Source organism: Nocardioides sp., assembly GCF_036274455.1.
Classification (GTDB): domain Bacteria; phylum Actinomycetota; class Actinomycetes; order Propionibacteriales; family Nocardioidaceae; genus Nocardioides.
Map to the genome: position 1 here is coordinate 86,272 of NZ_DASUFR010000069.1, position 8,124 is coordinate 94,395.

An 8,124-nucleotide genomic window follows, 5' to 3' on the forward strand; every position below is an offset into this window, starting at 1 on the left:
TGTAACCGAGTTGTCACGACGTACAGGAGCCGCACGGCCGGAGCCTGATACACGTCGAGTGCACAGCGTCGCACCTTCGTGCCTCGGGTGCGAGGCCCGAGGGTCCGGCGCTGATGTTCCCGGCGGCCGATAGCCTCGGCGAGTGACCCCCACCGTGCGCTCCATCGGCCCGGAGGAGCACCTCGCGTTCCTGCGCGCGCAGCGCTCGGCCAGCTTCCTGCAGACCCCGGCATGGGGCCGGGTGAAGTCGGAGTGGCGGCACGAGTCGCTCGGCTGGTACGCCGGCCCGGAGCCGGACGCGCAGCTCGTCGGCGCCGGGCTGGTGCTCTACCGCCGGCTGCCGCGGCTGCGGCGTCACCTCGCCTACCTGCCCGAGGGTCCGGTCATCGACTGGTCGACCGACCGGCTCGGCGACTGGCTGGCGCCGATGGCGGCGTACCTGGAGGAGCGCGGAGCGTTCGGCATCCGGATGGGGCCGCCGGTGGTCACCCGTCGCTGGACCGCGGCCCAGGTCAAGGAGGGGCTGGCCGCCCCGGCCGTGCGCCGGCTCGGCGACCTCCCGCCCCACGACCGCGACCCGGTCGGCGCCCGCGTGGTCTCCCAGCTCACCTCGCTCGGCTGGCGAGCCCAAGGCACGGACGAAGGGTTCGCGATCGGCCAGCCGCAGTACGTCTTCCAGGTCCCGCTGGCCGGCCGCACCGAGGCCGAGGTGCTGGCCGGCATGAACCAGCTGTGGCGGCGCAACATCAAGAAGGCCGACAAGGCCGGCGTCGAGGTCACCACCAGCACCGGTCGCGGGGACGAGGAGGGCGACCTCAAGCTCTTCCACGACCTCTACGTGCACACCGCCGCGCGCGACCACTTCACCCCGCGCGGGCTGGCCTACTTCCGGGTGATGGCCGACGCGCTCGGCGGCGAGGACCCCGACCGGTTCCGCCTCCACCTCGCCCGCCACGAGGGCGACCTGGTCGCGGCCACGATCATGGTCCGGGTCGGCGCGCACGCGTGGTACTCCTACGGCGCTTCCTCCACCGAGAAGCGCGACGTCCGCGGCTCCAACGCCGTCCAGTGGGCGATGCTGCGGTCGGCGATCGCCGCCGGTGCCGACGTCTACGACCTGCGCGGCATCACGCCGACGCTGGACGCCGACGACAGCCACGTCGGGCTCATCCAGTTCAAGGTCGGCACCGGCGGCGAGGCGGTGGAGTACGCCGGCGAGTGGGACCTGCCGCTCAGCCGGCTCCTCTACAAGGCCTTCGACCTCTACATGAGCAGGCGGCGATGAGCCTGACGCTCCGCGTCGACGGCGACCGCTGGCGCGCGCACCTGCGCGCCGTGGCCGAGGCCACGCCCGGGCTGGTCCCGGTCGCCAAGGGCAACGGCTACGGCTTCTCGCTCGGCCGGCTGGCCCGCAGGGCCGGCTGGCTGGGCGTCGACACGCTCGCGGTCGGGACCTACGAGGAGCTGCCCGAGGTGGCGTCGCGGTACGCCGACGACCTGCTCATGCTCACGCCGTGGCGGTCCTTCCAGCCCGCGCCGGACCCGGCGCTGCGCAAGCGCGTGATCCACACCGTGAGCCGTCCCGGCGACCTGGCAGGGCTGCTCGAGGCGATGCCCGGTGCGCGCTTCGTGCTCGAGCTCGAGACGTCGATGCGACGCCACGGCATGACCGCACAGCAGCTGTGGGACCTGGCCGGGAAGCTGGGTGGGAGGCTGGGCGGCGGCCGGCTCGAGGGCGTCGCCCTGCACCTGCCGCTGGCGGGCGCGCGTGGTCACCAGGCCGAGGTGGAGCGGCTGCTCACCGACCTCGTCGCGGCCGACCTCCCGACGACGACGGTGTGGGTCAGCCACCTCACGCCGGCCGAGCTGGCCACCCTCCGCACGTCGTACGCCGACCTGACCCTGCGCCCGCGCATCGGCACCGACCTGTGGCTCGGCGACCGCGAGGCGCTCCACGTCACCGCGACCGTCCTCGACGTCCACGAGCTGCGGCGCGGCGACGTCTACGGCTACCGCGGACGCGCCGCCCGGCATGACGGGCACCTGGTCGTGGTCAGCGGCGGCACCGCGCACGGCATCGGGCTCGAGTCGCCGATGGGCGAGAGCGGCCTGCGGGCCCGCGCGGCGGTCGCGGCCCGCGGCGGGCTGGATGCGACAGGACGCACCCGGTCGCCGTTCTGGGTCGACGGCAAGCAGCGGTGGTTCGCCGAGCCGCCGCACATGCAGGCCTCGATGCTGTGGCTGCCCGGTGACGCCCGCGCCCCCGAGGTCGGTGACGAGGTCGACGCGCGGGTGCGCTACACCGCGACGACGTTCGACCGCGTCGAGATCGGCTGAGGTGGGTCCGGCTCCCGCTCGACGACGTCGTGCTCCGGACGCAGCACGTCGCGCGTCACCATCGCCACGAGGTAGAGCTCGCCGAGCATCCGGACGATGACCGCGACCCAGTAGAAGCCGACGTCCTGGCCCTCGCTGGGCTGCAGGTCTCCCTGGAGGTACCACCAGACCGAGGCGAAGTAGAAGACCTCGCACGCCTGCCAGACCAGCTGGTCGCGCCAGCGGGGCCGGGCCAGGGCGGCCAGGGGAAGGAGCCACAGCACGTACTGCGGCGAGTAGACCTTGTTGACGAGCAGGAAGCCCGCCACGACCAGGAAGCCGAGCTGGGCCAGCCGGGGCGTGGACGGCGCGCGGAGGCCGACGACCGCGACCGCGACGCACCACAGCCCGAACAGCGCCCACGACCAGTGGTTGACCGTGCCCGCGCTGATGGTGGTCTCACGGATCTGGCTCAGCACCAGCCAGCCGGAGCCGAGGTCGGGGCCGCGCTCGGAGTTGAACTCCCAGAACCGCATCCACTCGGCCCTGCCGCTGAGGTAGGCCGGCGCGTTGAGCAGGAACCAGGACGCGGCCGCCGCCAGCACGGTGTCGACCAGGTCGCGGTAGCGGCGCTGGCGCAGGCAGATGATGGCGATCGGTCCCAGCAGGAACAGCGGGTACAGCTTGGTCGCCGTACCGATCCCGATCAGGACGCCGGTCGCCAGCGGCCGGTCGCGCGCCCAGGTGAACAGGGCGCCCGCGACGAAGACCACCGCGAGCATGTCCCAGTTGATGATCCCGGTGAGCAGCAGGGTCGGTGAGGCGGCGAAGATCGCGGCGTCCCACGGCCGCCGCGGATTGACCCCGGCGAGCAGCCAGGCCGACAGGATCGCCAGCGCCGCGAAGACGAGGGTGTTGACGATGACGAAGCCCCGCAGCTCCTTCTGGACCTGGCCGGTCGCGGCCACGTCGCCGGTCGGCTGGTCGGCGCGGGTGGAGACGTCGCCCGCACCCGTCACCTTCTGGGTCACCCAGGCGGCACCGTAGGCGAAGTAGGCGATGCCGACGGGGTACTCCATCACCTCGTAGCGGGCCCGCACCTGCGGGTCGTCGGAGAACGGCCAGTCCAGCTCGACCAGCCCGCGTCCGGTGTAGAGGTAGGGCAGGTCCGAGTAGCACATGTGCGTGTAGCGGTCCTCGTTGGCCCAGTGGCCCTGGTAGCAGCCGCTCTTCTGCACCATCCCGAGCGCGAAGCACACCGCGGCCATGAGCACCAGCACCCGCACCGGCGTCCACCACGGGTGACCGGCAGACCGGCGCCCGAAGGGTCCGCCCACGCCCTCGCTCAGCGCAGTGACGACCGGGTCGTCCAGGGTCGGGTGGACGTGGTCGCCCCTGCCCCCGGACCCCTTCCCGGACGGCTCCCCGGGCGGCTCGGGAAGGCGCGTCACGTCACCAGCGCATCCGGTTCCAGAACGCCGGCAACGCCATCGCCCGGCCCGCCGACGGGCTGGTCGTGGAGCTCGGGGTCGGCGTCGGTGTCCCGCAGCCGAGGATGCCGCAGGTGTCGGTCGGCGTCGGTGGTGTGGGGGGCGGCGGTGTGCTGGTCGGCGGCGGCGGCACCTCGGTCGTCGGCGTCTGGGTGGGTGTCGGCACCTGTGTCGGCGTCTTCGTCGGCTTGCCGGTCTCGCTCGGCGAGTGGGTCGGCGTCGGCGACTTCGTCGGCTTCGGCGGGAGGGTCGGGGCGTGGCCGTCCTCGGGCGCGTCGCCGTCGACGTTCGCCGGCGGCGGGAAGTCCTCGACCTCCACACCCTCCATGTCGCGCTTCATGATGTCGGTCCAGGTGTCGGCGGGGTAGTCGCCACCGAAGTACGACGGCAGCCAGCCGTCGAGCTGCTCGTTGCCCTTGCCGCGGACGTACATCACCGACGTGGCCAGCTGCGGCGTGTAGCCGGTGAACCAGGCCGAGTCGACCTGGTCCTTGTCGTTGGTCGCGGTGCCGGTCTTGCCCGCGGCGGGCCGGCCCAGACCCAGGGCGGCGGTGCCGGTGCCCTGCTGGACCACCTGCTGCAGCGCGTAGCTGACGTCCGCGGCGATGTCTGCGCCCTGCTCCTTGTCGATGACCTGCTGGTCGCTCTCGGAGTGGTCGTAGAGGACCTCGCCGTCCTTCGAGGTCACCTTCTCGATGATGAACGGCTCATGGAACCGGCCGCCGTTGGCGATGGTCGCGTAGGCGTTGGCCAGGTTGATCGGGCTGATCGTCGCGCTGCCCAGGGTGATGCTCGGGTAGGGGTCGAGACCGGCGCTCGCGCGCGGGAAGCCGTAGTGCTTGCCCGGGCCCTTGTTGGGCGGGATCCCCATCTTGTTCATCATCTCGAGGATCTGCTGCGGCCCGTCGGGCATCGACACGGTGAGGTCGGTGAACGCGGTGTTGATCGAGTCCTCGGTGGCCTTGAGCAGGTTGACGGCCGACCCGTAGTCGGTGTCCTGCTCGTTGCGGATCTCGGTGCCGTCCTCGAGCTCGAAGGGCGAGTTGCCGTCGAAGGTGTCCTTGAGCGAGTAGCCGGCCTTGAGCGCGGCGGCGAGCGAGAACGGCTTGACCGACGAGCCGGCCTGGCCGCCTGCGATCGCCCAGTTGATCTCACTGTCGAGGTAGTCCTGGCCGGCGTACATCCCCTGGACCGCGCCGGTCGCGACGTCCACGCTGGCCACGCCGACGTGGAGGTTCTTGTCGCTGTACTGCTTGCCCTCGGGGCGGACCTCGTTGACGCCCTGCTCGGCGGCGTCCATCGCCTTCTTGGTGAAGGTCGTCGTGATCCGCAGCCCGCCGCCGTCGATCTCGGACTCGGTGAACGGCTGCCCGGTCTCCTTGTTGGTGAGCGTGGTGAGCTCGTTCTTCACCATCGAGAGCACGTGGCCCCGCTGGCCGCCGTACTTGTCGTCGGTCTGGCCCGGGGAGAACTTGGGCAGCTTGCGACCCGCCTTCTTGACCTCGTCCTCGGTGATCTTCCCGGCGCTGGCCATCCCGGAGAGGACGTAGCGGTAGCGCTCGCGCAGCGCCTTCTTCGCGTCCTTCCCGGCGTCGGGGTTGTACTGCGAGGGGTTGTTGATGATCGAGGCCAGGGTCGCCGACTCCTGGAGGGTCAGGTCGTGGGCGTCCTTCTCGAAGTACGCCTTCGCCGCCGCCTGGATGCCGTAGGCGCCGCGGCCGAAGTAGATGGTGTTGAGGTAGCCCTCGAGGATCTCCTGCTTGCTCACCTCCTTGCCCAGCTTGAGGGAGAGGATCGCCTCCTTCAGCTTGCGCGTGTAGGTGCGCTCCTGGGTGAGGTAGAGGATCTTGATGTACTGCTGGGTGATGGTCGAGGCACCCTGGGTGGCGTTGCCCTGCGCGTTGTTGAACAGCGCACGGACGATGCCCTTGTAGTCGATCCCGCTGTCGCTCCAGAACGTGCGGTTCTCGGCGGCGACGACCGCGTCCTTGATGTTCTGCGGCATCTGGTCATAGGAGATCGCGTCGCGGTTCTGGACGGCGTACTGGCCGATCTGGTCACCCTGACCGCCCTTGCCGTCGTCGTAGTAGACGAAGGAGGTGTTGGTCTCGAAGTCGGCGTTGGGGTCGGGCAGGTCGGTGGTCTTGTAGAGGTAGAGGAAGCCCGCGCACGCGACCAGCACGCAGACCAGCCCGGCGAGCAGCACGTAGAGCAGGACGCGACGGATCCTGGCGCCGCGGGTGCGCGGCTTCCTGGGCCTGCCGTTCTTGCCGAGGACGTCCGGCTTGCCGTTGGGGGCCTTCGTGGACCTCGCGGTCTTCGTGGACTTGGTGGCCTTCGTGGCCGGCGCCTTGGCGGCAGCCTTCTTGGCGGGAGGACGGCTCTTGCCGTTGCCCGAGCCCGCCTTCCGCTTGCCTGCCACGTCGACCGAGGGTACGCAACCGGCCCGAGAAAGGCCGACTCGGCGCGATGGTGCGTCGCGTCACGTCGGGCGCGGTGACAACGGACCGGTCGCCCCTGGTCTCACCTGACAAGCGTGTGGATTTGTCACCGATGTACCGGTTCTATGTACTGGCTGTACGTACCGGGCATTCCCAATCGGTGGATATATCGCTACGATATGTCTGTGGCACGGCGTGCGGAGACCATCGAGCTGGCAGTCCTCGGGCTGCTGCACGAGGGACCGATGCACGGCTACGAGCTGCGCAAGCGGCTCAACCTGATGCTCGGGTGGGGGCGCGTGCTGTCCTACGGCTCGCTCTACCCCACGCTGAAGAAGATGCTGCGGGGCCAGCTGATCGAGGAGTCGACGGCGTCGACCCCGATGTCACGCCGTCCCAAGATCGTCTACCAGGTGACCGCGGCCGGCACTCGAGAGTTCCAGCGGCTGATGTCCGAGGTCGGTCCCACCGCGTGGGAGGACGACAACTTCGACATCCGCTTCGCCTTCTTCTCCTCGACCGACATGGAGATCCGGCTGCGCGTGCTCGAGGGGCGGCGGACCCGCCTCCAGGAGCGGCTCGACCGGATCCAGCGCGAGCTGAACATGACCGAGCAGGAGGTCGACCGCTACGCCGGCGAGCTCCAGCGGCACGGCGTCGAGTCGGTCGAGCGCGAGGTCAACTGGCTCTCCGACCTCATCAACGCCGAGCGCAGCAACCCCACGAAGCCCAACCTGGGCACCCCGCCCACCACCGCAGAAACGTCCTGAGGACAGAGGAAAGGAACGCCCCCCATGGGTTCGGTTCGAGTAGCAATCGTCGGCGTCGGCAACTGTGCGACGTCCCTGATCCAGGGTGTCCACTACTACAGGGACGCCGACCCGGCCGCGACCGTGCCGGGCCTCATGCACGTCACCTTCGGTGACTACCACGTTCGCGACGTGGAGTTCGTGGCGGCGTTCGACGTCGACGACAAGAAGGTGGGCAAGGACCTCTCCGAGGCCATCAACGCCTCCGAGAACAACACGATCAAGATCTGCGACGTCCCGACCCTCGGCGTCGAGGTGCAGCGCGGTCCGACGCTCGACGGGCTCGGGAAGTACTACCGCGAGACCATCGAGGAGTCCGCGGCCGAGCCGGTCGACGTCGTGCAGGCGCTCAAGGACGTCCAGGCCGACGTGCTGGTCTCCTACCTGCCGGTGGGCTCGGAGGAGGCCGACAAGTTCTACGCCCAGTGCGCGATCGACGCCGGCGTGGCCTTCGTCAACGCCCTGCCGGTCTTCATCGCCTCCGACCCCGAGTGGGCGGCGAAGTTCGAGGCGGCAGGCGTCCCGATCGTCGGCGACGACATCAAGTCCCAGGTCGGCGCCACCATCACCCACCGGGTGCTCGCCAAGCTGTTCGAGGACCGCGGCGTGACGCTGGACCGCACCTACCAGCTCAACGTCGGCGGCAACATGGACTTCAAGAACATGCTCGAGCGCGAGCGGCTGGAGTCCAAGAAGGTCTCCAAGACCCAGGCAGTCACCTCCCAGATCCCTGACCGGGACCTCGGTGCGAAGAACGTCCACATCGGCCCGTCGGACTACGTGCAGTGGCTCGACGACCGCAAGAGGGCCTACGTCCGCCTCGAGGGGCGGGCCTTCGGCGACGTGCAGCTGAACCTGGAGTACAAGCTCGAGGTCTGGGACTCCCCCAACTCCGCGGGCATCATCATCGACGCGATCCGCGCGGCCAAGATCGCCAAGGATCGCGGCATCGGCGGCCCGATCCTGTCCGCCTCCTCCTACCTGATGAAGTCCCCACCGGTGCAGCGCCCGGACGACGAGGGCCGCGCCCGGGTGGAGGCGTTCATCAAGGGAGAAGAGTGAACACTC

6 protein-coding genes are annotated in these 8,124 nt (G+C 70.0%); 4 read left to right on the top strand and 2 right to left on the bottom strand.

Annotated features, from left to right (window positions below; all coding sequences use genetic code 11):
- Positions 1 to 142: 142 nt before the first annotated feature.
- Together VFV89_RS06665 and VFV89_RS06670 are read left to right on the top strand one after the other, a co-directional pair.
- The gene (locus VFV89_RS06665) at positions 143 to 1,285 is read left to right on the top strand and encodes a lipid II:glycine glycyltransferase FemX (RefSeq protein WP_329705132.1); all 1,143 of its coding nucleotides are present in this window, start codon (positions 143 to 145) and stop codon (positions 1,283 to 1,285) included.
- Complete coding sequence (locus VFV89_RS06670) at positions 1,282 to 2,337, top strand: alanine racemase (RefSeq protein ID WP_329705133.1); 1,056 nt, start codon at positions 1,282 to 1,284, stop codon at positions 2,335 to 2,337. The genes VFV89_RS06665 and VFV89_RS06670 overlap by 4 nt, the downstream gene beginning before the upstream one ends.
- Here VFV89_RS06670 and VFV89_RS06675 read toward each other — a convergent pair.
- Both VFV89_RS06675 and VFV89_RS06680 read right to left on the bottom strand, forming a co-directional pair.
- Positions 2,298 to 3,767 carry a glycosyltransferase family 87 protein gene (locus tag VFV89_RS06675; RefSeq protein ID WP_329705134.1) on the bottom strand — a complete coding sequence of 490 codons (1,470 nt, stop codon included), beginning with the start codon at positions 3,765 to 3,767 and terminating at the stop codon, positions 2,298 to 2,300. The genes VFV89_RS06670 and VFV89_RS06675 overlap by 40 nt on opposite strands.
- A 1-nt stretch (position 3,768) precedes the next feature.
- The gene (locus VFV89_RS06680) at positions 3,769 to 6,228 is read right to left on the bottom strand and encodes a transglycosylase domain-containing protein (RefSeq protein WP_329705135.1); all 2,460 of its coding nucleotides are present in this window, start codon (positions 6,226 to 6,228) and stop codon (positions 3,769 to 3,771) included.
- A gap of 204 nt (positions 6,229 to 6,432) precedes the next feature.
- On the opposite strand from VFV89_RS06680, the gene VFV89_RS06685 reads away from it, so the two are divergent.
- Together VFV89_RS06685 and VFV89_RS06690 are read left to right on the top strand one after the other, a co-directional pair.
- Complete coding sequence (locus tag VFV89_RS06685) at positions 6,433 to 7,017, top strand: PadR family transcriptional regulator (protein ID WP_329705136.1); 585 nt, start codon at positions 6,433 to 6,435, stop codon at positions 7,015 to 7,017.
- Between the two features lie 24 nt (positions 7,018 to 7,041).
- Positions 7,042 to 8,118, top strand: coding sequence for an inositol-3-phosphate synthase (locus VFV89_RS06690; RefSeq protein ID WP_329705137.1), 1,077 nt, complete (start codon positions 7,042 to 7,044; stop codon positions 8,116 to 8,118).
- Positions 8,119 to 8,124: the final 6 nt, after the last annotated feature.

Coding starts and splice junctions, on each gene's coding strand:
- VFV89_RS06670 (WP_329705133.1), top strand. CDS start 1,282: ATGAGCCTGACGCTCCGCGTCGACGGCGACCGCTGGCGCGCGCACCTG.
- VFV89_RS06690 (WP_329705137.1), top strand. CDS start 7,042: ATGGGTTCGGTTCGAGTAGCAATCGTCGGCGTCGGCAACTGTGCGACG.